General features: G+C 72.2%; 19 protein-coding genes, 1 tRNA gene and 1 pseudogene. 4 read left to right on the top strand and 17 right to left on the bottom strand.

Features of this window, described 5'->3' with window-relative positions:
* Window positions 1-156: 156 nt before the first annotated feature.
* Both HTV45_RS25705 and HTV45_RS25700 read right to left on the bottom strand, forming a co-directional pair.
* Window positions 157-1,224 carry a kelch repeat-containing protein gene (locus HTV45_RS25705; protein WP_215208255.1) on the bottom strand — a complete coding sequence of 356 codons (1,068 nt, stop codon included), beginning with the start codon at window positions 1,222-1,224 and terminating at the stop codon, window positions 157-159.
* A gap of 149 nt (window positions 1,225-1,373) precedes the next feature.
* Window positions 1,374-2,243 carry a helix-turn-helix transcriptional regulator gene (locus HTV45_RS25700; RefSeq protein ID WP_215208254.1) on the bottom strand — a complete coding sequence of 290 codons (870 nt, stop codon included), beginning with the start codon at window positions 2,241-2,243 and terminating at the stop codon, window positions 1,374-1,376.
* Between the two features lie 78 nt (window positions 2,244-2,321).
* On the opposite strand from HTV45_RS25700, the gene HTV45_RS25695 reads away from it, so the two are divergent.
* Together HTV45_RS25695 and HTV45_RS25690 are read left to right on the top strand one after the other, a co-directional pair.
* The gene (locus HTV45_RS25695; RefSeq protein WP_215208253.1) at window positions 2,322-3,083 is read left to right on the top strand and encodes an SDR family oxidoreductase; all 762 of its coding nucleotides are present in this window, start codon (window positions 2,322-2,324) and stop codon (window positions 3,081-3,083) included.
* A gap of 115 nt (window positions 3,084-3,198) precedes the next feature.
* Window positions 3,199-3,408: a 4-oxalocrotonate tautomerase family protein gene (locus HTV45_RS25690; protein ID WP_215208252.1), complete on the top strand. Its 210-nt coding sequence runs from the start codon at window positions 3,199-3,201 to the stop codon at window positions 3,406-3,408.
* Window positions 3,409-3,514: 106 nt separating this feature from the next.
* Here the strand turns inward: HTV45_RS25690 and HTV45_RS25685 are convergent, their stop codons facing one another.
* The 4 genes from HTV45_RS25685 to HTV45_RS25670 all read right to left on the bottom strand — a co-directional run bounded on the left by HTV45_RS25685 (window position 3,515) and on the right by HTV45_RS25670 (window position 8,845).
* Window positions 3,515-4,873 carry a GH1 family beta-glucosidase gene (locus HTV45_RS25685; protein WP_215208251.1) on the bottom strand — a complete coding sequence of 453 codons (1,359 nt, stop codon included), beginning with the start codon at window positions 4,871-4,873 and terminating at the stop codon, window positions 3,515-3,517.
* Between the two features lie 264 nt (window positions 4,874-5,137).
* Window positions 5,138-6,358: a hypothetical protein gene (locus tag HTV45_RS25680; protein WP_308309752.1), complete on the bottom strand. Its 1,221-nt coding sequence runs from the start codon at window positions 6,356-6,358 to the stop codon at window positions 5,138-5,140.
* The gene (locus tag HTV45_RS25675; RefSeq protein WP_251692740.1) at window positions 6,343-7,188 is read right to left on the bottom strand and encodes a hypothetical protein; all 846 of its coding nucleotides are present in this window, start codon (window positions 7,186-7,188) and stop codon (window positions 6,343-6,345) included. The genes HTV45_RS25680 and HTV45_RS25675 overlap by 16 nt, the downstream gene beginning before the upstream one ends.
* A 688-nt stretch (window positions 7,189-7,876) precedes the next feature.
* Window positions 7,877-8,845 (bottom strand): helix-turn-helix domain-containing protein, encoded by a 969-nt coding sequence (locus HTV45_RS25670; protein WP_215208249.1) that lies wholly within the window; start codon window positions 8,843-8,845, stop codon window positions 7,877-7,879.
* Window positions 8,846-9,290: 445 nt separating this feature from the next.
* On the opposite strand from HTV45_RS25670, the gene HTV45_RS25665 reads away from it, so the two are divergent.
* Window positions 9,291-9,731: a peptidoglycan-binding protein gene (locus HTV45_RS25665; RefSeq protein WP_215208248.1), complete on the top strand. Its 441-nt coding sequence runs from the start codon at window positions 9,291-9,293 to the stop codon at window positions 9,729-9,731.
* Between the two features lie 600 nt (window positions 9,732-10,331).
* Window positions 10,332-11,876, top strand: a complete 1,545-nt coding sequence (locus HTV45_RS25660) for a hypothetical protein (RefSeq protein WP_215208247.1) — start codon at window positions 10,332-10,334, stop codon at window positions 11,874-11,876.
* A 271-nt stretch (window positions 11,877-12,147) separates the two neighbouring features.
* On the opposite strand, the pseudogene HTV45_RS34490 reads toward HTV45_RS25660, so the two are convergent.
* The 11 genes and pseudogenes from HTV45_RS34490 to HTV45_RS25610 all read right to left on the bottom strand — a co-directional run.
* Window positions 12,148-12,607: pseudogene (locus HTV45_RS34490) on the bottom strand (hypothetical protein); the annotation flags it as partial.
* 183 nt (window positions 12,608-12,790) lie between these two features.
* Window positions 12,791-12,875 (bottom strand) — tRNA-Leu (locus tag HTV45_RS25655).
* 351 nt (window positions 12,876-13,226) lie between these two features.
* A complete protein-coding gene (locus tag HTV45_RS25650) occupies window positions 13,227-14,432 on the bottom strand; it encodes a sugar phosphate isomerase/epimerase (protein WP_215208246.1) in 1,206 nt (401 codons plus the stop codon).
* A gap of 116 nt (window positions 14,433-14,548) precedes the next feature.
* Window positions 14,549-15,928, bottom strand: a complete 1,380-nt coding sequence (locus HTV45_RS25645) for a nucleotide pyrophosphatase/phosphodiesterase family protein (protein WP_215208245.1) — start codon at window positions 15,926-15,928, stop codon at window positions 14,549-14,551.
* Complete coding sequence (gene eboE, locus HTV45_RS25640) at window positions 15,925-17,094, bottom strand: metabolite traffic protein EboE (RefSeq protein ID WP_215208244.1); 1,170 nt, start codon at window positions 17,092-17,094, stop codon at window positions 15,925-15,927. Before eboE ends, HTV45_RS25645 begins: the two co-directional genes overlap by 4 nt.
* A 3-nt stretch (window positions 17,095-17,097) precedes the next feature.
* The gene (locus HTV45_RS25635) at window positions 17,098-17,988 is read right to left on the bottom strand and encodes a TatD family hydrolase (protein WP_215208243.1); all 891 of its coding nucleotides are present in this window, start codon (window positions 17,986-17,988) and stop codon (window positions 17,098-17,100) included.
* A complete protein-coding gene (locus HTV45_RS25630) occupies window positions 17,988-18,725 on the bottom strand; it encodes an EboA domain-containing protein (protein WP_215208242.1) in 738 nt (245 codons plus the stop codon). Before HTV45_RS25630 ends, HTV45_RS25635 begins: the two co-directional genes overlap by 1 nt.
* Window positions 18,722-19,717 carry a sugar phosphate isomerase/epimerase gene (locus HTV45_RS25625; RefSeq protein WP_215208377.1) on the bottom strand — a complete coding sequence of 332 codons (996 nt, stop codon included), beginning with the start codon at window positions 19,715-19,717 and terminating at the stop codon, window positions 18,722-18,724. The genes HTV45_RS25630 and HTV45_RS25625 overlap by 4 nt, the downstream gene beginning before the upstream one ends.
* Before the next feature lie 77 nt (window positions 19,718-19,794).
* A complete protein-coding gene (locus HTV45_RS25620) occupies window positions 19,795-20,949 on the bottom strand; it encodes an SCO3242 family prenyltransferase (RefSeq protein WP_251692739.1) in 1,155 nt (384 codons plus the stop codon).
* Window positions 20,946-22,163, bottom strand: a complete 1,218-nt coding sequence (locus tag HTV45_RS25615; RefSeq protein ID WP_215208241.1) for an inositol-3-phosphate synthase — start codon at window positions 22,161-22,163, stop codon at window positions 20,946-20,948. Before HTV45_RS25615 ends, HTV45_RS25620 begins: the two co-directional genes overlap by 4 nt.
* 180 nt (window positions 22,164-22,343) lie before the next feature.
* Window positions 22,344-26,060: a ThuA domain-containing protein gene (locus HTV45_RS25610; RefSeq protein ID WP_215208240.1), complete on the bottom strand. Its 3,717-nt coding sequence runs from the start codon at window positions 26,058-26,060 to the stop codon at window positions 22,344-22,346.
* Between the last annotated feature and the right edge of the window lie 272 nt (window positions 26,061-26,332).

Genomic DNA, 26,332 nt, shown 5'->3' with positions numbered 1-26,332 from the left:
ACCATGCCGCTCGCCGGGCAGGCCTGGCCGAGGTGTCGCGTCCGAGGGACGAGTTCCGGCGATGACGGCCTCGGCGGCCCGTGTCGCTCGACGCGTCGTCGAGCGACACGCTGGCGCGCTGCGAGTGCCTCAGGTGTCCACGGTGTCAGGGGCGGCTCACCGGTGGGCGGGGCGGTAGGAGTCGTTGACCTCCACCGGGGCAGCGCCCGCGAGGACGCCGCCGCCGGGGATGTGGATCGTGCCGCGTACGGCGACGGCGGCCGTGCCGTGGCGCGGTACCGGCATGGGTGCCAGCCGCTGCCACCGGTCGCGCTCGGTGTCGTACGCCTCGGTCTCGTCGAAGACCGTGTTCGGGTTGGTGCCGTCGTGCCGGCCCTCACCGCCGAAGGTGTAGATCCTCCTCCCCACGGCCGCGGCGGCGATGCCGCCCCGGGCGGTGGGCATCGGTGCCCGCTCGGACCAGCGGCGGGCGCGCGGGTCGAGGGCGTAGACGGTGTCCCGTACGTTCACCTGCCCCCGGTCCCGGCCGCCGAGGACGTAGAACGTCCCGCCCACGACGGCTCCGCCCACATGGTCGCGGGCCTGCGGCAGGCTCGGCAGGCTCTTCCAGCGGCCGGTCACGACGTCGTACGCGGACACCGTGTCCACCGTGTCCTGAAGGCCGCCCGCGCCCGGCACGAGGACACGCATACCGCCGGCGAGGAGGATCTTCGTCCCGTGCACGCCCATCGCGGCGCTCCCCCGCTCGACACCCGCGGGGACGGGGGGAAGCCGGCGCCATCGGCCGGCCCGCGGCGAGTAGACGAAGCTGTCGCGCAGGGCCTGCCACGCGGATCCGCCGGACAGCCCGCCGAGGACGTAGATCCGGCCGCGGACCACCGCCACATTGGGGTGGTTCATCGCGACGGGCAGCGGCGGCGCGACCGACCAGGTGTCGCGACGCGTGTCGTAGACGTCCATCCGTCCGGTCGTGGTGACGCCTCCGGTCGCCTCGGGGACGATGCCACCGATGAGGTACACCCTGTCGCCGACCGCGGCGACGCTGTGCTCCTGCCGGGGGCCGCTCGCGATCGGCGCGAGCCTCCGCCAGCCCTCGCCGTAGGGCCCCTCTGCGACGGGGGGCGTCTCCCCGGGTGTGGCCGGGTGGTCCGGATGGGCGTGGGCCTTGACGGCCGGGGACACCGCCAACGCCGCTCCGAGGAGGAGGACTGTCCGCCGCTGCATGAGCAACTCCTTGTCACAGAGCCTGATGTCGGTCAGAAGCCGGTGGCTTCGTTCCGTTCAGTCTTTCTGTGCGTGGCGGGGGCAACCAGGGGGTGTCATCCCGTGGGTGGGAGTCCCCCCGCTCGGCTGAGGGCATGTCAGTGCCAGTGTCAGTGTGCGGACTCGACGACGTCCTGGGTGCCGAGGACCGCGAGCAGCTCGAGCCGGTCGGCGCTGTCGGTGCCCACGGCGGGGGTGAACCAGAGCAGGCGCTGCCGGCCGTCCTCGCTGAACAGGTTGAGGCAGTTGACCTCCAGGACACCGAGCGCGGGGTGCAGGATGCGTTTGCGGTCGTCGCGCCGGAAGGCCACGTCGTGGTCGGCCCACAGTGCGGCGAACTCCGGCGACGTCTCCAGCAGCGCGCGGATCATCGACGTGACCTCGACGTCCTTGGCGTCCCGCCGGGCGGCCGCGGCCCGCAGGTCGGCGACGAAGGCACGGGACTGGGTCGCGTGGTCGGCCTCGGGGTACATGCGACGGGCCTCGGGTTCGGTGAACCACCGGCGGACGAAGCTGGCCCGGTCCCCCAGGAAGCCGGAGTGGTCCCCCAGCAGCGCGACCGCCAGCGGGTTCTGCACCAGGGTGACGTGCAGATCGGTGATGACCTGCGCCGGTGTCGAGGGCATCCGCTGGAGCAGGTCGAGCATGCCGGGGTGGACGTGTGAGGCCGCGCTGCCCGGGACGGGCACCGGGCGGTCCGCCAGGTGGTACAGGTAGGCACGCTCGTCGGCGGTCAGGCGCAGCGCCCGCGCCAGTGCGGCGATCATCTGCTCCGACGGCTGGGACCCGGCGCCGCGTTCCAGCTCGTTGTAGTAGTCCACCGACGCCCCGGCGAGCTGGGCGACCTCGTCCCGGCGCAATCCGGGCACCCGGCGGCGGGGGCCGACGGGAAACCCCACGTCGGCCGGGCGGATGCGGTCCCGCCGCGACCGCAGGAACGCTCCGAGCTCGGTGTATTTCACTGAAGCCATGGCACTCATTGTCCGCTCCGCCGGGGCCCCGGCCCAGGGGACGACATCCCCTGGTTGCGCCGGCCGGCACGGCGCATCGTGGAGGCCATGACTACCAACGACTTCCCCGCCGCACCGGTGCCCCCGCGGGTCGCCGTCGTCGCCGGTGGGTCACGCGGCATCGGCCGCGCGGTCTCGGTCGAGCTGGCCCGTGCCGGGCTGGCCGTCGTGGTGAACTACACCAGCGACGCCGCCTCGGCCGAGGAGACGGTCCGGACGATCACCGCCGCCGGAGGGCGGGCGGTCCCCGTACGGGCGGACGTGGCGGACGAGCACGACGTCGACGCGCTGTTCGACCGGGCGGAGCAGGAGTTCGGCGGCGTGGACGTCGTCGTGAACTGCGCCGGCCGCCTCGCCCTGTCGCCGATCGCCGAACTCGATCTTGCGGTGCTCGACGCGGTGCACCGCACCAACATCCGCGGCGCCTTCGTGGTGGCCCGGGAGGCCGCCCGCCGGCTGCGCGCCGGCGGTTCCTTCCTGGGCGTGTCGACCTCCGTGGTCGGAACGCAGTTCCCCGCTTACGGCGCGTACGCGGCGAGCAAGGCGGCGGTCGAGTCGATCACGCTGATCCTCGCGCGCGAGCTGCGGGGGCGGGACATCACGGTGAACACGATCGCGCCCGGCCCCACGGCCACGGACCTGTTCCTCGACGGCAAGACGCCCGAGGAGATCGACCGGCTCGCGAACGTCCCGCCGCTCGAGAGGCTGGGCACCCCGCAGGACATCGCACGGGTCGCCGCCTTCCTCACCAGCCCGGCCGGGCACTGGGTGAACGGGCAGGTCCTGCGGGCCAACGGCGGCATGGTGTGAGCGTCCGACCGACCTCGTGCCGGTCACCGCCTGGACGTCCGCACGGCTTGCGGACCACACCCGACATCACTGACACCAGTGACATCACCGACATCGCTACTGAAGGAGAACCGACATGCCTTTCGCCCACTTCAAGGTCCCCGCTGGCACCCTCACCCCTGAGGACAAGAAGAAGATGATCGAGCGCACCACCGAGCTGTACGTGGAGATCTACGGCGAGCGGGCCCGGCCCACCACGGTCGTGCTCGTCGACGAGGTCGTCGACGGCGGCTGGGGTGTGGCCGGCCACGTCCTCACCGCCGCCATGCTCAACGGCGACGGCTGACCCCCGCGCCGACCGAACCGGTGGGCAGGGACCGGTGGGCGGGAACGGTGGGCAGGGGCCGGTGGGCAGGGACCAGGCGTCCGTGCCCGCCGGCCGCGCCGGAACGTCAGGCCGCCCGCCGCGCCAGGTCACGGTGGCCGCGGATGATGTCCGCGTACCGGTGTCCGGAGCCCTTGACCGTGCGGATCTGGGTGTCGTAGTCGACGTGGACGAGACCGAAGCGCTTGTCGTAGCCGTAGGCCCACTCGAAGTTGTCCAGCAGCGACCAGGCGAAGTAGCCGGCCAGCGGGGCGCCCTTGCGTGCGGCGGCGGCACAGGCCGCGACGTGCCGGGTGAGGTAGTCCTGGCGCTCGGGGTCGTCGATCGTGCCGTCGGAGCGGACGGTGTCCGGGAAGGCGGAGCCGTTCTCGGTGACGTAGAGCTTGCGGGCGCCGTACTCGTCGGTGAGGCGGAGCAGCAGGGCCTCGATGCCGCCTGCGTCGATCTCCCAGTCCATGGCGGTGCGCGGGACGCCGTCGCGGCGGACGAACGCCGCGTAGGGAGCGGGGCCGTGGGAGTCGGCGGCGACCACCTGGGGGAAGTAGTAGTTGAGGCCGAGCCAGTCGAGCGGGGCCGCGATGGTGTCCAGGTCGCCGTGGTGCTCGGGGAGTTCGACGCCGTAGACCTCGCGCATGTCCTCGGGGAAGCCGCGGCCGTGGACGGGGTCGAGCCACCAGCGGTTGGTGTGGCCGTCCATGCGGACGGCGGCCGCCCGGTCCTCGGGGCTGTCGCTCGCGGCGTGGATGGTGGAGAGGTTGTTGACGATGCCGACCCGGGCGTCCGGGGCCGCGGCGCGGATGGCGCGGGCGGCGAGGCCGTGCCCCAGCAGGAGGTGGTAGGAGGCCCGGACGGCGGCGGTCAGGTCGGTCAGGCCTGGCGCCATCTTCCCTTCCAGATGGCCGATCCAGGCGGAGCACAGGGGCTCGTTGAGGGTCGCCCAGTGGTGCACGCGGTCGCCGAGGCGTTCGGCGACGGCGGAGGCGTACCCGGCGAAGTGCTCGGCGGTGTCGCGCTCGGGCCAGCCGCCGCGGTCCTGGAGGGTCTGCGGCAGATCCCAGTGGTAGAGGGTGACGGACGGGGTGATGCCGGCCTCGAGCAGGCCGTCGACCAGCCGGTCGTAGAAAGCCAGGCCCTTGTCGTTCACCGGGCCGTCGCCGCCCGGCATCACGCGCGGCCAGGCGACGGACAGCCGGTAGGCGTTGGTGCCGAGGTCGCGCATCAGGCCGATGTCCTCGCGCCAGCGGTGGTAGTGGTCGCAGGCGACGTCGCCGTGGTCGCCGTTGTCGATCGTCCCGGGGGTGTGCGAGAAGGTGTCCCAGATCGACGGCGAACGGTCGTCCTCGTCCACGGCCCCCTCGATCTGGTACGCCGAGGTGGCCGTGCCCCACAGGAAGTCGTCGGGGAGGGCGGCGTAGTCGATGGTCACGGAAGTCCCTTCGGGCGAGCGGTTGACTGTCCGACGCCCCCGCCGGTCAGACGCGGGCCCCCGCCGCCCAGGCGCCGGCTCCCGCCGTCGGCCCGGCGGCGGGGTGATGGTGCCGGAGAAGCGGGACTCCGGCGGCCACCGGCGCGCGTGGCACCTTGTGTCACGACTTGATTCAGGACGTGAGTCAAGCCGCGCCGAGTCGTCGCGTCAAGGGTGCCGGATCGAACGACGCCGGCCCCGGCGCCGGGCAGTGCCCCGCATGCTTCAGCGCCACTCCAGGAACACCGTGTCGGAGGTCAAGGAATCAGCGGAGACAGGAACCGCGACCCCTTCCCCCGAGGTCGGCATCACCCGGAAGTCGCCCAGGCCCAACGGCTGCCCCGAGCGGTCGTTGGGTGAATGAACGGAGACGATGAACTTCGCACCGTCCGCCGACACCACCATCCCCTCGGCGACCCTCCCGTCGTCCTCCCGGACCACGGCGACACCGTTCCTCCCGGCGCGGCCAGTACGGGCGTCCACAAGCCGGAAGCTGCCCGACTGCGTGCGGCACAGCACCCGTTCGTCCGCGACCCAGCCGACGATGCCGACGCACCCGCTGAGCAGGACGGCGGAGCGGCCCGATGCCGCGGTGAGCGGTCCCGAGGAATCCCGGGTCCGGAAGACGTGCCCGTAGATCTTCGGCGCGGTCGCGGTGAGGCGGCGGCCGTCGGGGGCGAGGTGCACCATGGTGGCCTGGACGGCGCGCGGCGGCTTCCCGGTGACGGTCAGGGGGAGGTCGTGCCCGATCGCCGGGCCCTCGTCCGACAGCCGGTGGTCCCCCTCGGTGGACCGCGAACCGATCCTGCGCTCACCGTCGGGCGTGATGTACGTGAACCACACGCTGCGCCCGTCGGGCGCCATCACCGCGTTCTGCTCGTCGTCGCCCTGCCCGTCGCCGAGGCGCACGAAGTCGTCGGCGTTGCCGCCGCTCTCCACGTATCCGGCGTGCGTCGCCTCGCCGTCCGCGTCCCGGAGCACCACCGCCATGCGCCTGTACGCCAGGTCGAACAGGGCGCGGACCCGGGGAGTCACGTACTCCAGATCGTCCACGGCGTAGGGCGACGGACTCTCCGAACTCACCCCGCAGAGGTCGACAAGAGGGCTGTGGACGTTCTTGGCGTCCGGGTAGTCGGTGAACGCGGCGTCGACCGGGATGAAGAAGTTCCGGGTCTCGCGCAGTTCCCACCCCTCGGGGTCCCAGGCCTGCACACTGACCCCGGCGTAGCGGGCGCCCATGCCGCATGTGGCGGTGACGACCGTGTCCTCTCGGGTGAACGGACTGTCAGGGAGGGCGTATCCGCGGTTGCCCCAGTAGGGCGCCGCCGAGGGAGCCGGCGCGGGCCCTTCCTCTTCCTCGGACTGCGAGGAGCCGCATCCCTGGACGCACAGGACGGCCAGCGCGGCGACGAGGACCGCGGCCTTGCCTCTCAGAGCGAGGAGCACAGATTCCCCTCGGGCTCGTCGTGGCAGGCCGTCCAGGGAACGGACCCGAAGACCCAGCTCTGCCGGGGACTGTCAGGCACTGACTCCGTGCGGATGCGCAGCGGTTCGCCCTGGTCGTCCTTCAGTTGCACCCACCGTCCTTCCGGCCGGTGGGTGTCGTTGTAGTGGACCTGGATGCCCCATTCGCAGGTCTGTCCCCGCGGCGCGATGACCTCCGCCCGGAGCCCGCCCGACGACTGGCCGTTGCCGACCTCCACGAAGCGGTTGTCGAAATAGGGCTCGCCCTGGCCCTCGGTGTCGTCGGTCAGCACCGGTTCGTCGGCGCGGGGCGGGAGGTGCAGCCGGATTCCCTCGTAGGCGACCCCGCCCTGCGGGGGGAGGCCGATGACGGCCTGTGCGGTGCTCTTCCGGCAGGTGAGGTCGGTGACCTTCCAGTCGTTGATGGTCACCGCGTACTGACGTGTGCTCATCACGGTCATCCTGAACGTGTCCGAGAGCTCCATGCGCCCACTGGCGGTCTGCGCCTCGTTGTACCGCTGCGGAGCGTGCTCCAGGAACGGCGCGTAGGCGAGCGGGCGGCCGCCCAGGGACGTGAGGTAGGAGAAGACGTCCGGACTGGTCTTCATCCTCCGGACCTCTTCGTCGGTCAGCGTCCGGTCGAGCACCATCGCCCATTCCTGGGGCTCACTCCGCTCGGGCTGGACGGAGACCGTGAACGGCGGCTGGGAGGCGTCGTACTCCTTGTTGGAGTCGTTCTCCTTGGTGACGCTCGGCCCGATCATGGCGTAGGCCAGCAGCGCTCCGCCCAGACCTCCCAGCACAGCGCTCACCGCTGCCACCGTCAGCCACAGCCTCCTCCTGCGCCGGGAGGCTCCGGCGGGTACGCCGAGCGCTTCGGGCAGGACCGTCCGCAGACCGTCGTCGGCCCCGCTGCCCGCGCCGGGGGACACCGGGGGCAGGGGCGGAGACGGAGGCGGCACGTCCGGGGGGCGCGTCGGCGTGGGCGGTACGGGGGCGGGCGGTGAGGTCCCGTCCGGGGCCCCGCTCTGCCCTGCCGGTCCCGGAGTGGTGCCTCCCCCGCTGCTCCCGGTGCTGTCCGGCCCGGGTTCCGGTGTCCCGCCGGCCGGCGCGGTCGCCGTCATGCCGTCCCCTCACCACGTGATCCCTGCTTTCGAAGCCGGTGCGCCGGGCCGGAGTTCACACGGCACCCTTTCCCACCGGGCATCGGCCCCCACCCACCATAAGGACAACCACCGCAGGCGTCATGGGAGTTGGCTTACTCGTCGCCGAGGCGCCGATCCGGTCAAGGACCGGGTGAGGCCAGGACGTCAGCGACAAGCCCACAAGCCACCGGCGCCCGCGCGGCGTGCTCGGCGAGCCGGTCGAAGCCCGTACGTACCGCTGAACCCGGCTGTGCTGGGACAGGGACAGGGTCCGGGCGGCGTCCAGCGTGTGGGCATGGCCCGTCCGCCCTCGACCACGGTGAAGGGCGCCATCGGCGCGGCGGCGCGGAGACCATCACACGGAGGAGCGGGGGTGGTTCTGGTCGCGCCAGGCCCGAGGCGGGATTCCGTATGCCTGTTTGAACACCTTGCTGAAGTGGGTCGCGTCCACGAAGCCCCATCTCCGCCCTACCGCCGCGATGGTCTGCAGTCGCCCGTTCGGGCCGGCCAGCTCTCGCCTGCATGCGGCCAGGCGGCGTGTACGGATCCAGTCTCCGAGACTGATGCCCGACCGGGAGAGCACCGCGTAGAGGTGACGTACGGAGATGTTGTGTGCGGCGGCGATGCGTGCCGCCGACAGATCGGGATCAGCCAGGTGGGCCAGAATGTATTGAGTGATCCGCAAGCCGAGTGTCGCTTCCAGCGGTTCCTTGGCCAGGCCGGAGTTGCCGTGCTGGAACGTCAGGACGGCACGGAGGAGTTCGATGCTGGGTTCCACGACGGCGTCGGCATGCACGCCCTGGTGCGCTTCGTCGCTGCCGGCCAGTTGGGAGAAGTAGGGGAAGGCGAGGCGCGCGACGGGGTTGTCGGATCCCAGGGGGACCGCGGTGACGTCTCGTAGTAGCCGGTCGGGGAGCGCGAGTGCCGCGCGGGGGAATCGGATGAAGCGGTAGTCGACTCCTTCGTCGAAGAGATGTGTGTAGGGGGCGATCGATTCATAGACGGCGAACTCCCCCGGTCTCAGGAGGCATTCGCGACCGTTCTGCACCACCACGCTGCTGCCCGTCATCTGCACACCCAGAGTGACGGCCGGCTCTTCGTCCTCCCGGGCCAGCCGCTCCGTCCGGCGGAGAGCGACCGCGGTCGCCCGCGCCGAACAGAGCCTGACGGGCCCCACGGTGCCGAGGCCTATGCGAACGGAGATGTCCTCAGCCGCGGGACGGTGGTCTATATCGACCGCCACCATGGATTGCCACACCGCGTTGCGGACCACTTCCTCCCGGTCCCGCGGCGGTATGAACGCGGTGTCAAGGACCGGGCTCATGAGGCAGACCTTCCTCTGCGTCGGTCATCAGGTCGGCTGCCGGTACCGCGGCCCGTTTTCCCCACAAGTCACCTCTCGGCACGCACAGTTCCGGACGTCAGTGTGGCTGGATTCTCTCTCGATGCGCAACGGCCCCGACGGGGCACGGCAGGGTCCTCCCGCCTGATGCGTCGTCAGCTCAAGGCGGTGCACCACTGACAAAGTTCCCTGCATGAATGACAAAGTCGGAGGCCCGCGACGACCCTAGCCTGATGGCGCTGGGCACCCTGAGTGCCCATGCGGCCGCCGGGGCCCTGCCGCGACGACCGGACCAGGTCTGTTCCCCGGCAGACAGGGACGTTTCAGCACCGCGCAGGCGAGGCGTAGACATGTCCAGAAAATAGCCGAATACCCTGATTCCTACTCACAATCTCACGCCTGCCCGACAACCTCCCTTAGGAGAACGATGTCCTTCCGTACGTCCCGCAACAAGCCTCGCGCCCTTGCCGCCCTGGGGGCCCTGGCGGCCGTACTCGCCTGCGGCGTCGCCGTCTCCCCCTCCGCGAGCGCGGCTGTATACCCGACCTGCAACACCACCAAGGCCGTCTCCGTCACCTCGGGTCACTCCGTCACGGTTCCCGCCTACGGCAGCTCCAAGACCTTGACATGCAAACTGGTACTCAACCAGACCAGGGAGAACCCGGCCGTGAAGGCGCTGCAGCGGAGCCTGAAGAGTTGCGAGGGCTACTCCTACCTCGGCGTCGATGGGTTTTACGGCCCGCAGACCTTTCTCGCCGTTGAGGCCCTCCAGAACAAGTATGGGCTTTTCCCGGACGGCATCTACGGCCCGAACACCCGTGAGAGCATGAAGCACTACAGTCCGACGCTGGGCTGCGCCCGCATCTGATATCGCGGTTCAGCGCCGGGGCCGGCCGTCCCTCGCCCCTTCGGCCGGAGCCGGCCGAAGCGGCGAGGCCGCTCGACTCCCTTGTGCGGCGTCCGGCACCGCGGTTGCCAAGCCGTGCCGGAAGGCGTGCTGGACGGTCCGGCAGGGTGGGTCGCCCCGCGTCCGGGACGCCGTCGAGGAGCACATCACCCGATGGCGCGACGCCGGAGCCCCGCCACTGGAACGGTGCGAGAGCACCCTCACCTCCGAACGGCCGACGGCCACCCACCGGCCGCCGGCCCGGCGCCCGGTGGGTGGCACGTGCGGGGTCGACGGTGTCCGGCGCCTCACCCGTCCCACAGCAGCGTCCGGGACGCTTCCCTGGCCGCGCCCCACCGTCCAAGCCGTCCAGCCCCGTTGGCCTGCGACTGTTCAGGACGAGAAGAGACTCGGCGGAGTCCGCGGATCCGGGCGGCGATGTAACCCGAAAGCCTTACCCCGTGCGAATTCGGGTCCCCTCGCGCAGCGGTCCTGCATACCGTGGATTCGCCGCCCCGACACCCCGTCCACAAGGGGAAGTGGTGGCAACACGCAGGGCACGGGACACGGAGGATGTACGGGATGACACAGGCCGCCGCGGGCAGCGAGCTGGACGAACGGGTGCCGGGGCGCCGGTGGACGGTACGTCTGGACCCCGTCGGCCGGGGCAGCGCGGAGGTGCGCGTCTCGTGCGGCCGACCCGCCTGTGACGAGCAGCGTCTGCCCTCCGCGGCGGCAGGCCGTGCCGCCGCCGTCGCCCACCTCAAGGCCCACCTGCGCGCCACCCCCGCCCCCAGGGCCGACACCTACTGTGCCTGCCGGGCCGACGGCTGCCACGCTCACTTCCCCGACACCGGCCGGCAGGCGCGTACGGCACCCTGGCGGTGCGGCGGGCCGGTCGTCCTGGCCGTGGTCACCGACCGGGCAGGGCGCTGGTGGCAGGCCCTGGAATGCTGTTCGCGGTGCGCCGCCGCCATTCCCGGAGCACAGACCGCGGCCACCTCCCGGCCATCAGCACCCCCGGCTCCCGGCAGCCCGGTGCCCTCGGCGCCCCGCACCGGCACAGCCACGCCGCAGTTCTCCGACCGGCAGCAGGTCACCGGCGGAACGGGAGTTCCCGGGCCCCGCCCCGAACCCGCACGGCGCCGCCGCCCGCCGGAGAAGAGGATCGGCCGGCTCGTCATCCCCCGCGACCTGCGGCCCGTATCCCTGCGGGACGAGCTCGTCGAACTCGGTGGCCTCTTCCGCGCCTACCAGAAGCGCGCGGAACCCGACCTGGCGATGCTGGCCGATCTCCAGGAACGCAAGGCCCGCGCCTTCCTCACCTGGTCCGATGTGAGCTGCGACGTCACCCTGCGGCTGGAGGCCCAGCGCGCCGAGCAGGCCGCCGCCGTCATCCGGCGCCAGCACCGGCACCGCACCGGCGAGGTCGCGGAGGGCGAGGAACCGGGCGTGGCTCGCCTGCTGACCGTACCGGCGCAGTGGGAGTACGCACGTTCCGTCCTCGCGCACGTGGCCGGCCACACGCCGCTGCCCGGAGCGGAGGCGCGGCTGCTGGTGCTGATGCTGACCCTGCGCACCGCGCACACCGGCAGCGGCAACCTCGTCGGCCAGGACGTCACCGGGCTTGGCCTGACCGACCCGGAGGATCTGATCGGGAAGCTGAGCGGCTGCGGCTGGCTGGACATCCCCGGCACGGTCGGCGACCTGCTCGCCTCCCGGCCGGAGAACCCCACCCCGGTCACCGTCCCCTCCCTGGTGCCCGGCGAGGACGGGGCGGGCCCCTTCACGTTCGGCAGGAAGACGCGGCCCAAGCTCTCCGGCTGGGCCCAGAGGGCCGTCTCGGACAAGAAGCTCCGCAAGAAGAAGGCCCCCGCCGCCACCCGGCTGCTCGCCCTGACGCTGGCCACGTGGACGGACGACGCGGGACGCCTCGGACCCGGCGGCCAGGGCATCGCCCTGAACACCCTCGCCGCCCGAGTCCCGGTGGATTCCGACGAACTGGTTTCTTCCATCGATCAGTTGACGGCAGCGGACTGGCTCATCGACGCCACCCTCACCGACACCCACCTCACCGGACGACTGACCGAACGCGCCCTCCCCCTCACCTGCCCCCTGCCGGATTGAGCTCCCGCCCTGCTCCCCCGTCGGCGAGCTCGAAGAAGGCCGTGCTAACGGTGGGTCGTCGCTCGGAACGGCGGGCGAGGAGGCATCTGCGACAGCCCGTACTTCCTGGCGGACCGGCCGCCCGCCGTGCCCGTCCTCAGCGCCCCGGGCCGGTGCTGGAACCGAGGGCGAGCGTCCCCGGCGTCACAGCCGGCAGCACCGGAGGCCACCTCATGTGGCGAGTCCGCGGTAGCAGATGAGAGGGCAAGGCGGCGATGCCGATCGCACCCGCTCAGCCGACCGAAGTGTCCTGTGCCGCCTCGCGTGCTTCGGCAAGGGCTCGCTGCCCGAGGTTGCCGCCGGACAACTGGATCGTGGTGGCGGCCAGGACGTCGTCCCTGCCGACGGTCCGCCCGTCCCCCTACGGGTGGACAGTGCCAGGAGGGGGTCCCTCAGGGACGGAGGTGGAGCCGGTTCGCCCGGCGTCACCAGGGCGACCGAAACGTTCGACCCCACCCTCGCGGACGACCATGGCCGCGTCCCGGGCGAGGTCCGTGCAGGAACACTCTCGCGCTTCCCCTCAGGTCGCGGACCATCGCCGGGACGGCCGTCACCCTCTGGCTCCGCGGCAGCTCCCGGACCCCGGCCTCGAACCTGTGGGCGCCGGCCACGGCTCTCGGTTTGCGCTACCTGCCGCGCGTACGAGAGGGCACCATGACACCCTCGGCGTCGTACACGACACCGGTCACGCCCGAGAGGCGAGCGCGGTGCAGCGGGTGAACGGGATGTACGTCATGGGCGCGCACCGCACTGGTGATCGACGAACCGCACCGCCGGGGCGTCCCGGTGGTGCGGTTCGACTCCCGGTGCTCTACAAGCCGCTGTACGCCACGAGGGCCGCGACCTTCAGGTCGTGGCCCTCGAAAGGCTGTGTGTGTCCGAGGGGGGACTTGAACCCCCACGCCCGTTAAAGGGCACTAGCACCTCAAGCTAGCGCGTCTGCCATTCCGCCACCCGGACCAGGTGTCTGCCGCCGCGCCGGGGTGTCCCCCGCAGCGACGTGAACAACCATACCAAGGTTTCGCAGCGCCTTTCACCTGCGTTTCCTTCCCCGGCCGGCCCGCGCCGGCACCCCCGCCCGTGCGGAGCCGCCGAACGGATTCCGCGGGGCAGAACGCGTTGCCTGCGTGCGGTCCCCGCCCGGATCCGGCCCCGGCGAGAGTGCCGGGGCCGGAGACCGTCGTGTGCGGGGGTCGCCGTACGGGCGGAGCCGGCGCGGAGGGCGGTCTCCGGCCGGGACACCTCGTGCGGGGCCCGGGGAGACCTGTGCCGGACACGCGGGCCGGCCGACCCGTTCCGCGGTGGTTCGGATCAGCGGCGGCGCCTGCGCAGGGCCGCCATGTTGTCGTAACTGATCTTGGCCTCGCGCAGCGACTGCGCGGGGTCGGTGGCGCTCGGGGAGTTGTCGTCCTCGACCATCGGGTTGCGGTAGTTGCTCTGTCCGACCCGGGAGAAGAACGTCGTGTAGTCGATGTCCCCGGTGCCGAAGGGCACCATGTCGTAGCCCATGCCGTTGGTGGTGTCGACGACGCCGTCCTTGGCGTGGAACAGGGGGTAGCGCTTGTTGTGGCGGGCGACCAGGCCGGCCGGGTCGAAGACGCTGCGGCGGGTGGAGCCGTCGCGGGCGGTGTAGGTGTGGAACTTGTACTGGGCGACGTGCGCCCAGAAGATGTCCATCTCCAGCCAGACCAGCCTGGGGTCGGTGACCTTCAGGAAGTACTCCAGCTTCCGGATGCCGGAGCTGCGGGTGGGCCGGCCCTGGTCGTCCAGCGGGCCGCTGTCGAGCAGGAAGCCGTAGGCGCTGTCGTGGTTGTGGGTGTAGAGCTTGATGCCCTCACGGCGGGCTATCGCGCCCAGGGCGTTCCACTTGTCGGCGGCCACGTCCCAGTCGGCGCGGTGGGAGCTGCCGGTGGGGTCGCCGCCGGTGCCCATGTGGTCCATGCCGAGGATGTTGGCGATCTCGAGGTGCTTCTTGAAGGTGTCCTTGTCCTGCGGGGTCAGCGGCCAGGAGGACGGGATGAAGCCGTGGTTGCCCTGGGCGCGCAGCCCGTAGTCGTCGAGCCAGCGGCGCAGCAGTCTGGCGCCCTGGACGGTTTCCAGGTTGTCGCCGCCGGGCGCGTTCGCGTGCTGGCGGTAACCGGCGAACTCCACCTGGCGGTAGCCGTGGCGGGCCAGCTGCTTGAACACCTCGCGGAAGCCGGAGGGCAGATCGCTCGCGAGGGGGTCGCGGGCGGTGGCGTCACGGACGGTGTAGAGGATGATGCCGCGCTTGTGCGGCGGGACGAGCACACGTCCGTGGCCGTGCCCATGGCCGTGTCCGTGCCCGTGCCCGTGGCCTCTGTCGTGGGCGAGGGCGGGGGACGCGCCGAGGACGGGGGCGGCGACGGCTCCGGCCGCCACGGCGGTGCAGGTGGTGAGGAAGCGGCGACGGCCCACACCGAGGCTGCGGCGCAGCCCCTCGTCCGGGGCGTCGGCGGCGGCGTCATCGGTGCGGGACGGTTCGGAGTACAGGGTCACGAGTGGCCTGCCTTCTCGGTCGTGGCCGGTTCCGGAGCCGCCGGGACCGGCCGTTGTCAGTGCCGTGTGTTTGACTCTCGGTAGTCGGACGTGCGCGGGCCGCACGGGATGCCGTGTCAGCCGAGTCCGGCGAGCCGGAGCAGGAGTTGTTTCACCTCGGTGGCCGCGACGCGGTCTCCGAGAGCAAGGGGGGTGGAGCAGATGAGGAGCGGCCCGTCGTCGTCGCTCGCGGGGAGGCGGCCGTGGCTGCCCCGAACGGGTGAGGGGTCCAGGGGGACGACCGCCATGCGGTAGCGCATGCCGAGCTTCTTGCGGGCCAGCGCGGTCGCCGCTTTGACCTTGACGTAGGGGTCGAGGGGGTCCATGAACAGTTCGACCGGGTCGTAGCCGGGTTTGCGGTGGATCTCGACGAGCTGCGCGAAGTCGGGCGCGCGGGCGTCGTCGAGCCAGTAGTAGTACGTGAACCAGGCGTCGGGCTCGGCGACGGCGACGAGTTCGCCGGCGCGCGGGTGGTCGAGGTGGTGGGCCTTCTTGCCCTCGTCGTCGAGGAGTTGCTCGATGCCGGGCAGCCCTTCGAGGGCGGCGCGGGTGGCGTCGAGGTCCTCGGGGCGGCGGACGTAGACGTGGGCGAGCTGGTGGTCGGCGACGGCGAAGACGCGGGAGGCCATCGTGTCGAGGTACTCCATGCCGTCCTGGGTGTGCACCTCGAGCAGGCCGGCGCGGCGCAGGGCGCGGTTGATGTCGACGGACCGGTTCACGCGGGTGATGCCGTACTCGGACAGAGCGACGACGGTGCGGCCCTCGGCGTGGGCGTCGTCGAGGAGCGGGGCCAGTGCCGTGTCCAGGTCGGTGGCGGCCTTCAGGGAGCGGGGGTCGTCGGGGCCGAAGCGCTGGAGGTCGTAGTCGAGGTGAGGGAGGTAGCAGAGCGTCAGGTCGGGGTGGCGGGTGGCCATGATGTGGCGGGTGGCGTCGATGATCCACTGGCTGGAGACCAGGTCGGCGCCGGGTCCCCAGAAGTGGAAGAGGGGGAAGGTGCCGAACTTCTCGGTGAGTTCGTCGTGCAGGGCGGGGGGCCGGGTGTAGCAGTCGGGTTCCTTGCGGCCGTCCGCGTAGTAGACCGGGCGGGGGGTGACGGTGATGTCGGTGTCGGCGCCCATGGCGTACCACCAGCAGATGTTGGCGACGGTGTAGCCGGGGTGGGCGCGGCGGGCGGCGTCCCAGAGTTTGTCGCCGGCGACGAGGCCGTTGTGCTGGCGCCACAGCAGGACGTCGCCGAGTTCGCGGAAGTACCAGCCGTTGCCGACGATGCCGTGTTCGGACGGGTGGGTGCCGGTGAGGAAGGTGGACTGGGCGGCGCAGGTGACGGCGGGCAGGACGGTGCCGAGCGGGGCACGGGTGCCCGACTGGCCGAGCGACTTGAGATGGGGCATGTGGTCGAGGAGGCGGGGGGTGAGGCCCACGACGTCCAGGACGAGCAGGGGGGTGGGGTCGCTCATGGGAGTTCCTTCAGGCCGAGGTCCGTCAGGAGGTCGCGGGCCAGGGTGAGTTCGGCGGCGATGCCGTCGGCGAGCTGGCTGCGGCCCCGGGGGCGCAGAGCGGGCGGGAGGGCCTGCCAGGTGTAGGTCTCCACCTCGAGGTGGTGGGTGAGCGGCCGCGGGCCGCCGACGAGCCGGGACAGCACGGACTTCAGGACGGGGAGTGTGGAGGTGAGGGGCGCGGTGGGGGCCGCGTGCAGGGGGACGTGGAAATGGGCGCGCCAGGGAGCCGCGTCGGGCAGGGTGTCGCCGCCCAGGGCCTCGTCGAGGTCGTCGGTGCCGCGCAGGCCGGCGGCGGTGGCCGTGCGGGTCTGGTGCAGGAAGCGGGGTTCGGCGAAGCCGGCCAGGGCCTCGCGGACCTCGGGGAGGTGGGGCTGTTCGGCGTGCAGGGCGGCGGAGAGCTGGGACTTGACCACGGGGACGCCGGCCCGGGCGAGGTCGTCCAGGGCGGTGCCCGGGTCCTCGAAGGAGGTGGCGAGGTGGCAGGTGTCGACGCAGATGCCGACCCGGTCGTGGGCGATGGCGGTGAGCGGGGCGATGGCGTCCCGGGTGGTCTCGACGACACAGCCGGGTTCCGGTTCCAGGGCGACGCGGATGGAGCGCCCGGTCAGTTCCCGGAGGGCGTCGAGGCGTTCGGCGAGGGTGCGCAGGGCGGTGCGGGCCGTCTGTGCGCGCTGCTCGTCGTAGGCGGTGCGCCAGGCGAGGGGCAGGGTGGAGATGCTGCCGTCGGGGACGTCGTCGGGGAGCAGTCCGGCGAGTACCCGGGCCAGGGCGGTGGTGTGCTCCAGGCGTTCGGGGTCGGCCCAGTCCGGCTTGTAGACCCGGTACTTGACCTCTCCGGTGCCGAAGCCCTGGTAGGGGAAGCCGTTGAGGGTGACGACCTCGAGGCCGCGCCGTTCGAGTTCGCAGCGCAGTCCGCGCAGTGCGGCGGGGTCGGTGACGAGGGCGTGCGCGGCGTCCTTGGCGAGCCACAGGCCGATGCCGAGCCGGTCCCGGCCAAGGCGGCGGCGGACCGGCTCGCAGTGGTCGCGGAGCTGGGCGAGTACGCCGTCGAGCGTCTCGGCGGGGTGGACGTTGGTGCAGTAGGCGAGATGGACCGTGGAGCCGTCGGGGTGGCGGAAGCGCATGGCTCACGCCTCCGTGGCGGAGGCACCGGCCGGCCGGGGTTCGTCTCTCGGTGCGCCGCGCAGGATGGAGTTGCCCTCGTGGGTGGCGTCCGGGGCGGTGACGTCGAGGTTCAGGCGGCCGCTGAGTCCGTAGAAGGCGACGGGGTTGCGCCACAGCACCCGGTCGACGTCGTCCTCGGTGAAGCCCTCGGCGAGCATCAGGTCGGCGACCTTGCGGGTCTTGAGCGGGTCGCTCTTCCCCCAGTCGGCGGCGGAGTTCACCAGGACCCGCTCGGGGCCGTGGGCGCGCAGGATCGCGACCATCCGCTCCTCGTCCATCTTGGTGTCCGGGTAGACCGAGAAGCCGAGCCAGCAGCCGCTGTCCTTCGCCTCCTTGACCGTGGTCTCGTTCAGGTGGTCGACCAGGACACGGTCCATGGGCAGCGCGGACTCGCGCACCACGTCGAGAGTGCGGCGCAGGCCGGCGAGCTTGTCGCGGTGCGGGGTGTGCACCAGCGCGGGCAGGCCGTGGTCGGCGGCGAGCTGGAGCTGGGCGGCGAAGGCGGCGTCCTCGGCGGGCGTCATGGAGTCGTAGCCGATCTCGCCGACGGCCACCACGTTGTCCTTGACGAGATACCGGGGCAGTTCGTCGAGGACGGGGGTGCAGCGCGGGTCGCCCGCCTCCTTCGGGTTGAGGGCGAGGGTGCAGTGGTGGGCGATGCCGTACTGGGCGGCGCGGAAGGGTTCCCAGCCGAGGAGCGCGTCGAAGTAGTCGTAGAAGGAGGCGGGCGAGGTGCGGGGCTGGCCCAGCCAGAAGGCGGGCTCGACGACGGCGCGGACACCGGCGGTGTACATGGCCTCGTAGTCGTCGGTGGTGCGGGACGTCATGTGGATGTGGGGGTCGAAGATGCGCATCAGGACTCCTTGCCGTGGGGGTCGTCCGTGCCCTGGGCCGGAGCGGCGGCGGTGGAACCGGTCAGGGCCAGGACGCGGTGCAGGTCCTCCGGGACGGGGCGGCCGGCGGCGGTGCGCTCCTCGGCGTAGTCGCCGAGCATGCGGGCGAGTTCGGCGTCGGCGCTGGCGCGCCGGGCCAGCTCCGCGACCTGGTCGAGGGCGACGCCGGTGAAGAGGCACTTCAGCACAGCGTGCCGCCAGGCGTGGGCGTCGAGGTGGCGGGCGCCGTAGGGGCCGAGGGCGGCGGCGACGAGCCGGGTGTCGTTGGTGCGCAGGGCGTCCTCCACGAGCGGGAGGGCGGCGGCGCCGGTGACGAGGTGGGGCAGGGCGTGCAGGACGGCGCGGCGTTCGTCGGCGGTGCCCTGCTGGTAGACCCGGGTCAGCACGTCGGCGTCGGCGCGGGCGGCGTGCAGGATGAGGACGCGGGCGGCGTCGGCGTGGGCGGGGCCGCAGCGGCGGCCGGCTTCGGCCAGGCGCAGTTCCCACACGGAGATGGGCCCGCGGGTGCCCGGGTGTGCGGAGGCCTCGTCCAGGGCCTGGTCGAGCCAGGCGCGGGCGGCTCCGTCCAGCCGTTCGGTGAGACGGCTGTGCAGCCCGGCGGGGGTGGTGAGGGCGGGGGTGGTGCCGTCACCGGGGGCCGCCGGTCTTTCGGTGGTCTCTGCCTCCGGGGTGGCCGGGGTGGCGTGGGGGCGGGTCATGCGGTGGTGCTCCCTTCGGGGGTGGCGGAGGGATCGCCGTGCGGTGGGACGGGGACGGAGGGGCCGGGGACGGAGGGGCCGGGGACGGCAGGGCCGGGGAGGGCCGCCGCGGACCGGGCGGCCCGGCGGAGGAACGGGAGGGACTGGGCGGCGAAGTGGGGGCCCGCGTGGGAGTGGCGGGGCAGTTCGACGACGGTCAGGCCCTGGTATCCGGTCGCGGCGAGGGCCGCGAGGACCGGCGGGAAGTCCATCTCGCCGTCCCCGAAGGGGAGGTGCTCGTGGACGCCACGGCGCATGTCCTCGATCTGGACGTGGCGCAGCCAGGGGGCGGCCTCGCGTACGCAGTCGGCGGGCGGGAGGGGTTCGAGACACTGGCAGTGGCCGAGGTCCAGGGTGAGACCGAGCGGCTCGGGATCGCCGAGGGTGCGGCGCAGGTGGTGGAAGTCGGCGAGGGTGGCGAGGAGATGGCCGGGTTCGGGCTCGACGGCGAGGGGGACACCGGCGGTGGCGGAGGCTTCCAGCACGGGGGTGAGTGTCTCGGCGAGGCGTTTCCAGGCGGTGTCCTCGTCGGTGCCGTCGGGGACGGTCCCGCTGAAGCAGTGAACGGCGTGCGCGCCGAGATCGGCGGCGACGCTGACCGCCCGGAGGAGGAGGTCGACACGGCGGGCCCGGTCGTCCGGGCCGGGATCCAGCAGCGACGGGCCGTGCTTGCGGCGGGGGTCGAGCACGTAACGGGCCCCGGTCTCCACGGTGACGCCGAGACCGAGCCGGTCCAGCCGCTGTGCGACCCGGCGGGTGCGGGCGGCGAGGTCCGGGGCGAGGGGATCGAGGTGCATGTGGTCGAGGGTGAGGCCGACCCCGTCGTAACCGAGGTCGGCGAGCAGACCGAGGGCGTCGTCGAGACGCAGGTCGGCGAGACCGTTGGTGCCGTAGCCGAAGCGGAGGGGGGCGGGAGCACGCCGGCCCCCGCTCTCGTCCCGGGCCGCGGACACACCGGTGCTCCCGCTCCCGCTCCGGGCAGGGGCACGGCTGTCCCCGGTGACGGCCTGGTCCGGGTTCGGGTGCGGGCTCACGTGATGCTCACCTTCCTCATGGCGGCTCTCCTGGCGAACATCCGGCCGGCCGGGACGAGGGCCCCGATGAGGAGGGCCGTGGCAGTCGCGCCGGAACGGGCGGCCAGCGCGGCCTGGAGCGGGATCGTGGCCCGGATGCCACCGCCGACGGCGCGCTGGGTGAGCGGGGGTGAGGGGTTGAGCGCCGCGTGGAGGTAGGGCCGGGCGGCCGTGGCGGCGTAGACGGCTCCCAGGGCGGCGGCGAGTGTGTGGGCGGTCCCGGGCGGCCCCTCGGGCGGGCTGGAACCCGGCAGACCGGGGGCGGCTGCTGCCCGCCGGCCTGCCGGGAGTCGGGTGCGGCGGTGGGTGACCAGCCGGGTCAGCGCGCCCGTCGTCGCGAGCGCCGCCAGCGGGGCCAGGACCGAGCCGCCGGTGGTCTCCCGGCGGGAGACGGCCGTGACCGCGAGGGTGTGACTGCCGAGCAGCGCGGCGGAGGGCAGCGCCGCCCGGGTGCCGCCTGCGGTGGCCGCGGCGCCCAGGAGCAGGTCCAGTCCGCGGGCGGCGGCCATGGCCACCGGGCCCGCGGGTGTGTGCTTGAGCTTGAGGTCATAGGCCCAGACGGCGGCCGCGAGCGGTGTGGCCACCGCGAGGGCGGGGCGTCCGGCGCCGGCGGCGAGCGCCAGTCCGGCGCCGGTGAGGACACCGGCCGCGGTGAGGGCGGCGGCCGGGCGGATACGTCCGGACGGGAGCGGGCGGTGCGGCCGCTCCACGGCGTCCTCCGCACGGTCCGCCCAGTCGTTCAGGGCCATGCCGGCCTCGTACAGGCACAGAGAGGAACCGACGGCGAGCAGGGTGCGGGGTCCGGGGCGCGCACCGGCCGCCGCCGCGCCGGCCAGGGCGTCGCCGGGGACGGTGAAGAGGGCGGGCAGCCGCAGCAGTTCGGCCCAGGCCCCGGCGCGGCCGGCGCCCGTCCCGGTGCCGGCCGCGCGGGACGAGGCATCGCCCCCGCAGGCGGGTCCGCCCGCCGTCGCGCCCTCCGTCCCGCCCGCCGCCCCGACCACTATGGGCCCGTGCGGCGCGGCGCCCTCCGGCGCGGGCGCGTCCGGCACGGGTTTCTCCGGCACGGGCGGGTCCTGCGCCGGCGTGTTCGGTGTGGGGTGGTCGCGGGTCATCGCCGCGTCCCGGGGCGGTCCGTGTCGTCGCGGAGGCGTCCGGCGAAGCGTTGCAGCTCGGTGTACTGCTCGGCCAGTGACGCGGGGCCGTCGCCGACCGGGTCCTTGAAGTAGAAGCCCAGTTCGCTCAGCGGGCCGGTGAGGCCCTTCTGCCGGGCGCGGACGGCCAGGCGGGCCAGGTCGAGGACGAGCGGGGCGGCCAGTGCCGAGTCGCAGCCCTGCCAGATGGTCTGCAGGATCATCCGGGAGCCGAGGAAGCCGTCGAAGGCGATGTGGTCCCAGGCGGTCTTCCAGTCGCCGAGCGCGGGCACGTCGTCGATGTGGACCTCGCCCTCGACGGCGGCGCCGAGGGTGTCGGTGAGGACGCGTTCCTTGCCGGCGTTCTTGGCCGCGGCGGCCGCCGGGTCGGCGAGGGCGGCGCCGTCGCCGCCGCCCAGCAGGTTGGTGCCGGACCAGGCGCGCACGGCGAGGGCGCGCTGGAAGAACATCGGGCCGAGTACCGAGCGCAGCAGGGTCTGGCCGGTCTTGCCGTCACGGCCCGCGTACGGCAGGCCCGAGGACTCGGCGGCCGCCGCCAGTGCGGGGTGGTGCAGCCCCGTGGAGGGCGTGAAGTTGACGTACGGGCAGCCGGCCCGCAGGGCGGCCGCCGCGTAGAGGGAGCTGGGCGGCAGGCAGCCGTCGGCGGGAGCGGGTTCGGTGGAGGCGACGTTCACCACGACGGCGCCGGCGAGGCCCTGGCGGCTGACGAAGTCGCGGATGTCGGCCGCGAACACGTCGATCCAGTCGTCCTCCGTGCGGACCGGGCCACCGCCGTCGGTGTCGGCGGGCAGCGGACCACCGGACCTGATCTCCCGGTCGGCGGCCGCGAGTTCGGCGTGGACGGCGGACGGCAGGCCGTGCGGCAGGACGCCGCCGGCGGCCAGGTGCTCGGCACGCTTGGGCAGCGGGCAGTCGACGGTGTCGTGACCGCCGAAGACGAGGGACGACAACGACGGCAGACCGCACGCGGCGAAGTCGGGGGTCTCGGTGACCATGCCGGTCGGAGGGTGCAGCCCGGCGGCGACGGCGGCGCAGCCCGCGATCGCGGTCGTGGCGACGGAGCCGCGCGCCCCGATGAACCAGACACCGAAGCGGGGGGCCGGGGAAGCTCCGGCGGTGGGAGTGGGGAGGAACGGTTCGGCGGTGGGGGCGGGGAGGAACGGTTCGGCGGACATGGGCAGCCTCCTTGTCGTACGCGAACCGGGTGCGAGTGCCGGAAGCGGAACCGAGCGGGGTGCTGCCGGGCACACGGCCCGGTGGGGTGCCGGACGGTGTGCCCGGCGGGGTGCCGGGCACANCCCCCGGGACGGCGGGCGGAGGTCCGGCGTCCTCCGCCCGCCGCCGTTCCGGTCGCCCTAGGAGGGCAGCTCCTTCATCTGGATGTTGCGGAAGGAGACCTGGTCGGCGGAGCCGTGGTTCTGCAGACCGATGTAGCCGTCGGTCAGGCTCCGCTCGGGGTCCTTGTTGGTGAAGTCGTTGATCTTGACTCCGTTGAGGAACACCTGGAGGCGTTCGCCGCGGACCTTGATCTCGTAGGAGTTCCACTGGCCGGGCGGACGCAGGACCTGGTCACGGGCCTTGATGTTCGCCGACTGGAACGAGTAGACGGAGCCCGTGGTGCGGTCGGGCGCGTCCGTGGCGTCGATCTGGATCTCGTAGCCCTTGTTCACCGCGGACCAGGGGTCGTCGGAGGCCGGGAAGCCCACGAAGACACCGGAGTTGTCGTCGCCCCGCATCTTCCAGTCGAGCTTGAGGGAGTACGACCGCAGCTCCTTGGCCTGGTACCAGAGCAGCCCCATGCCGCCCTCGGACACCAGGGTGCCGTCCTTGACGTCGAACGTGCCGGGGCCGGCCTGCTTCCAGCCGTCCAGGGTCTGGCCGTTGAAGATCTCCCGGTAGCCCTTGTCCGGCTTGCAGTCCGCCTTCACCTGGCCGGTGGCGTACTGCATCCCGCCGAGCAGATGGGTGCGGAAGGCCTCGTCGGCGTACGACTCCTTGGTGTGGCCGCCGCCGGTGTAGAAGGAGCGGCCGCCGCCGTACTTCTGGCACCAGGCGATCGGGTGGTCGCCCTTCATGGTGCCGCCGGAATAGGTGGTCTCGTCGAGGGTGGCGAGGACCTTGGCCTGGTCACGCGGGTTGGTGCGGTAGTTGTACCACTCGTCGGTGCGCTCCCAGGTGTCCTCCAGGTGCGCGGTGGACGGGTGGTCGTGGTCGTGGACGCGCACGGTGGCCTTCTGGATGGCCGGGTGCGAGTCGAAGTAGGCGCCCACGAGTCCGCCGTAGAACTCCCAGTCGTACTCGGTGTCGGCGGCTGCGTGGATACCCATGTAGCCGCCCCCGTTCTTCACGTAGTTCTCGAACGCCTTCTGCTGTTCGGCGTTCAGGACGTCACCGGTGGTCGACAGGAAGGCCACCGCGTCGTACTTGGCGAGGTTGGAGGTGGTGAACTGCCGGGCCTCCTCGGTGGCGGTGACCGAGATGCCGGCCGGGGCACCCAGTTCCTTCAGGGCGGCGACACCCTCCCCGATGGAGTCGTGGCGGAAGCCGGCCGTCTTGGAGAAGACCAGTACCTTCTTGCCCTTCTTGAAGGGCTCCTTGGAGAACTCGAAGTCGTCCACGTCGTACAGCGCGCCGTCGCCGCCCCTGAAGACGAGGTAGATCTCCGAGGTCTTCTTCGGCAGCGACCTCAGCGGCACGTCGACGTCCTGGAACGTCTCCCAGCTGCCGGTCGGCGGGATGTACGCCGAGCCGTGCAGCTTGCCGTCGGGCGAGCCGGTGCGCAGTTCGACGAAGCCGCCGGAGCCGCCGGAGGAGGCCCGTACGGTCATCTTCTTCTGCCCGTCGAACCGGTAGGGGCTGAAGGAGATCCAGTCGCCGTCGTGGATGTCACCGACGGTCTTGCCGCCGTTGGCGCCCTCCTTGTCGAAGGTGTCCACCCCCGACTGGGCGGTGAAGTGCTCGGCCTGGCGGTGCAGCGGCTGGATCACGGTGCGGGCGGTGCCGGTCAGGGCCTCCTGGCCGTTCGCCCCGCCGTCGGTGTAACTGGCGCCGACGACACCGTAGATGTTGGCGTTCGGGTCATGACCGCCGTCCCCGGGGGGCGGCTCGAGGGTGCCCTCACAGCCCATCTCGCTGGTCAGCTCGTGGGCGTGGGAGTCGTGGCCGAGGCTGTAGGCGACCTTGACCCTGGAGCAGTCGACGGTCTCCTCGGGGTCGGTGACGGTCACCTTGAAGGGGACGGGCTCGCCGAAGGCGGCCAGACTGCCGTTGCCCGGCACGGTGATCCTCACCGTGGGCTCGGTGTTGCCGACCACGATCCGGACGCTGGCGTTGCCGGTGTTGCCCTCGGGGTCCTTCGCGGTGAAGGTCGCGGTGTAGGTGCCCACCTTCTTGTACTTGTGGGTGGGGGTGAGGCCTTCGCCCGTGGTTCCGTCGCCGAAGTCCCAGCCGTAGGTGAGGTCCGGGGAGTCGGCGTCCTTGGCGGTGGCGGTGAACTTGACCTTCAGACCGGCCGCGCCGGAGGTCTTGTCCGCGCTGACCTCGGCGATCGGGGAGAAGCCGTCCTCGGCGTTCTCGATCCGGTAGAGCGCGCTGTTCTCGTCACCCTGGAACCAGGAGACGCCGTAGTCGAGGACGTAGAGCGCGCCGTCGGGCCCGAACTCCATGTCCATGATCTGCGTGCCGGTCCACGGGAAGTCGTTGATCTTCTCGACCGTGCCGTCCTCGGTCTGCTCGATCCGCTTGATCCAGCGGCGGCCGAACTCGCCCGCGAAGAAGTCCCCGTCGTACGCCTCCGGGAACTTCACCGAGGACTCGAGCTCGGGGTCGTAGCGGTAGACCGGGCCGGCCATCGGGGATTCGGAGCCACTGCCGAACTCGGGCAGGGATCCGCCGTCGTAGGGAATCCATGCGGGCTGGGCGGGCGGCAGGTCGGTGAGGCCGGTGTTGTGCCGCGAGGTGTTCTTCGGGGCGTCGCAGTCGAACTTCTCCCCGGAGGTGCCGGTGGCGAAGTCGTACGCGTTGTAGGCGTCGTTGTCGCCGGTGCAGAACGGCCAGCCGAAGTTGCCGGCCTCGGTGATCCTGGCGAACTCGACCTGTCCGCCCGGGCCGCGGTTCGGGTCGGCGGCGCCGGCGTCGGGACCGTACTCACCGACGTACACGACGCCGGTCTTGTCGTCGACGCTGATGCGGAACGGGTTGCGGAAGCCCATCGCGTAGATCTCGGGGCGGGTCTTCTCGGTTCCGGGAGCGAAGAGGTTTCCGTCCGGGACGGTGTACGAACCGTCCTCGGCGACCTTGATACGGAGGATCTTGCCGCGCAGGTCGTTGGTGTTGCCGGAGCTGCGGCGGGCGTCGAAGGCCGGGTTGCGGTCGGCCCGTTCGTCGATCGGCGTGTAGCCGTCGGAGGCGAAGGGGTTGGTGTCGTCGCCGGTGGAGAGGTACAGGTTGCCCTCGGCGTCGAAGTCGATGTCGCCGCCGACGTGGCAGCAGATACCGCGGGAGGCCTCGACGTCCAGTACCTTCTTCTCGCTGGCCATGTTCAGCGTGCCGTTGGCGTTGAGGACGAACCGGGAGAGGCGGTTGACGCCGTCGAACTTCGCGAAGTCCGCGGCGGTGCCGTTCTCCGGGGCGTCGCCGGCCGGGGTGTCGAGCGGCGGGGCGTAGTAGAGGTAGATCGCCCGGTTGTTCTCGAAGTCCGGGTCGACGCCGACGCCCTGCAGGCCCTCCTCGTCGTGGCTGTAGACGGGGATCCTGCCGGCGACCTTGGTGACGCCGCCCTGGTCGGTGAGGCGCAGTGTGCCGTCGCGCGAGGTGTGCAGCACGCTGCGGTCCGGGAGCACGGTGAGCGACATCGGCTCACCCGTCTCGGGCTCGCCCTTGGCGAGTGGCACCTGCTGGAACTGCCCCTCGGCTGCCGCCGGTTCGTCGTGCTCCGGGTGGCCCGGGTGGGCGCCGGCGACGGTCGCCGGGGTACCCACGGCCAGCAGCAGTCCGGTGAACAGGGCGAGGCCGGCGCGCAGTCCGGATCGACGCCTCGGGGTGTTGGTGGATGTGAGTCTGCTTCTGTGCACGAAGTCCCTCCGGGAACGGGGTGGGGCCGTACGGAACAGGTGCGGGGAGGTGCGGTACGCGGGGTGGGTGCGGGCGCCGGGGTGCGCCGTCACCCCGGAGACGTGGGTGTCCTGAACACTTCAGGGACGGTAACCGCCTTCTTCCGGGGCGAACACCCCTGGCTCAAAAAGCGGTTGAACTTTTTCCCAGTACAGGACAAAGCGGGGTACGGGCAGGGCTGACCGGGGGCCGGCGGACCCGCCGGTCCCCGGCCCCGGCCTGCCGTACGGCG

Origin of the sequence: Streptomyces sp. CHD11 (assembly GCF_018638295.1) — a bacterium.
Classification (GTDB): domain Bacteria; phylum Actinomycetota; class Actinomycetes; order Streptomycetales; family Streptomycetaceae; genus Streptomyces.
The sequence above is the reverse complement of the archived record's forward strand: the minus strand, read 5'-3'. Positions and strand labels throughout refer to the sequence as shown.

What these genes read in the sequence shown, in the direction of transcription:
- HTV45_RS25705 (WP_215208255.1), bottom strand. Translation starts at nt 1,224, where the DNA reads ATGCAGCGGCGGACAGTCCTCCTCCTCGGAGCGGCGTTGGCGGTGTCC.
- HTV45_RS25700 (WP_215208254.1), bottom strand. Translation starts at nt 2,243, where the DNA reads ATGAGTGCCATGGCTTCAGTGAAATACACCGAGCTCGGAGCGTTCCTG.
- HTV45_RS25695 (WP_215208253.1), top strand. Translation starts at nt 2,322, where the DNA reads ATGACTACCAACGACTTCCCCGCCGCACCGGTGCCCCCGCGGGTCGCC.
- HTV45_RS25690 (WP_215208252.1), top strand. Translation starts at nt 3,199, where the DNA reads ATGCCTTTCGCCCACTTCAAGGTCCCCGCTGGCACCCTCACCCCTGAG.
- HTV45_RS25670 (WP_215208249.1), bottom strand. Translation starts at nt 8,845, where the DNA reads ATGAGCCCGGTCCTTGACACCGCGTTCATACCGCCGCGGGACCGGGAG.
- HTV45_RS25665 (WP_215208248.1), top strand. Translation starts at nt 9,291, where the DNA reads ATGTCCTTCCGTACGTCCCGCAACAAGCCTCGCGCCCTTGCCGCCCTG.
- HTV45_RS25660 (WP_215208247.1), top strand. Translation starts at nt 10,332, where the DNA reads ATGACACAGGCCGCCGCGGGCAGCGAGCTGGACGAACGGGTGCCGGGG.
- HTV45_RS25645 (WP_215208245.1), bottom strand. Translation starts at nt 15,928, where the DNA reads ATGAGCGACCCCACCCCCCTGCTCGTCCTGGACGTCGTGGGCCTCACC.
- eboE (WP_215208244.1), bottom strand. Translation starts at nt 17,094, where the DNA reads ATGCGCTTCCGCCACCCCGACGGCTCCACGGTCCATCTCGCCTACTGC.
- HTV45_RS25635 (WP_215208243.1), bottom strand. Translation starts at nt 17,988, where the DNA reads ATGCGCATCTTCGACCCCCACATCCACATGACGTCCCGCACCACCGAC.
- HTV45_RS25630 (WP_215208242.1), bottom strand. Translation starts at nt 18,725, where the DNA reads ATGACCCGCCCCCACGCCACCCCGGCCACCCCGGAGGCAGAGACCACC.
- HTV45_RS25620 (WP_251692739.1), bottom strand. Translation starts at nt 20,949, where the DNA reads ATGACCCGCGACCACCCCACACCGAACACGCCGGCGCAGGACCCGCCC.
- HTV45_RS25615 (WP_215208241.1), bottom strand. Translation starts at nt 22,163, where the DNA reads ATGTCCGCCGAACCGTTCCTCCCCGCCCCCACCGCCGAACCGTTCCTC.